Source organism: Moorena sp. SIO3I6 (assembly GCF_010672095.1).
In genome coordinates, this window is the sequence record NZ_JAAHHU010001137.1 from 1 (window position 1) to 1,640 (window position 1,640).

General features: G+C 36.6%; 1 pseudogene. It reads left to right on the top strand.

The features are described 5' to 3' along the window. Positions 1-55: 55 nt before the first annotated feature. Positions 56-1,075: pseudogene (locus F6K49_RS46960) on the top strand (IS4 family transposase); the annotation flags it as partial. Between the last annotated feature and the right edge of the window lie 565 nt (positions 1,076-1,640).

Genomic DNA, 1,640 nt, shown 5'->3' on the forward strand with positions numbered 1-1,640 from the left:
CGGAAATATTTCCCCAGCCCATCAAGTACGAAAGTAGAGTGGGAATCTACAGAGGTTTTTGGACTTACCTCAGTTGAGTGCAAAAATGCTATGGTTTCCCATAATCAAGCAATTAGTCAAAAAAGAGTTTAGAGAAAGAAGTGGTAAGATTAGTCAAAGAAATCAGAACATAAAATTAAAGTTAATTCATCAAGGTTATCTATTATTAGTGATAGATCGTACACAATGGAAAGAGAGAAATTTAATAGTGTTAAGTCTGGTGTGGGGTCGTCATGCTATACCAGTATATTGGCAACTGCTCGGGAAAAAAGGTAGTAGTAATTTCAGTATACAGAAAAAAGTAATTGCGCCAGTATTACGTTTACTACGCCCCTATCCAATTGTCTTTTTAGGAGATAGGGAATTTCAGAGTGTCAGGCTGGCTAAGTGGCTGAGTAACTGGGGTATAGACTTTGCTTTACGTCAAAAAAAGGGCACATGTATCAGTGATGATGGTGAAACTTATCAAGCACTCAAAAAACTAGATGTACGACCAGGACAGTCGGCATTTTTTTCAGAAATACACTGTACAAAAGAGCATCAGTTAGGTGACTTTAATCTAGCCGTATATTGGAAACGTAGTTATCGAAAAAAAGGCCCCAAAGACCCTTGGTATATTCTCACTAGTCTATCTAATCCTCGATTGGCTTTATCCTTCTATAAAGCTCGTTGGGGGATAGAAACTATGTTCAGAGATTGTAAAACTAGCGGCTACAATCTCGAAAATACTCGTGTTAATGAGCGCCGTTTATTAGCTACTATTTTCATCGTAACCCTTGCTTATAGTTTAGCTACTTTGCAAGGAGAATGTTTTCAAAATATCGGAGTAAATAAGTACATTTGTCGCCCCACCGAGTCGAAACGTTCTGTCCCACGCCATAGTAATTTTTGGCTTGGATTATATGGAACTCTTTGGGTTGAGTCGATGAAACTTTGGTCTGAAGAAGCCATGGCCTTGATGAAACTTAAGCCTCATAAACGCTTCTATTTTCACCGGGGTTTGCACGCTCTTTCCCTGATTCAGTCTTGCTTATAGCCTCCTTGTCACCCCTTAAGGTAAAGGAGTAAGGTTTCAAGGGTAATGGTTTTTTATAACTAATTATCCGAACCTGATATAACTTACTTATTGCTTATTTTTAGCGAGACTAAGCTTCACGAATAAATAAGGATTTTGTCAATTGTCGCCCCTCCAGGATAGGTAGACTTCTGTTAAGGATAATTCTATAGATAAAAAACTTAAAATATAAACTATTTTTTCGATGATTTTAATGATCAGCTAAATCAGATATATTGACATTTGTTTAAGGGAGTACCAATTTGGAGAAATTTGTAATTTGCATGAGGTTCTTGGAATAGTGAAAAGTGAGAATTTTTACTCACAATATCAATCAAATTAATAAAACTGTAAATTTTTGTTAAGGCATTCCTCCTTAATCGTTAATCTTTACTAATGTAATTAGTAAGCTGATGCGCATTTATATTGGTTCCCAAATGTAAAAAACCTACCCTTGTGAGCTTAGTAAGGAGGGAATAGCGCTAAGAAGGAAGGAGTCTTAATAAGGATGAAATAGCGATGATAATGGTGTGCATGCGCTGGATTA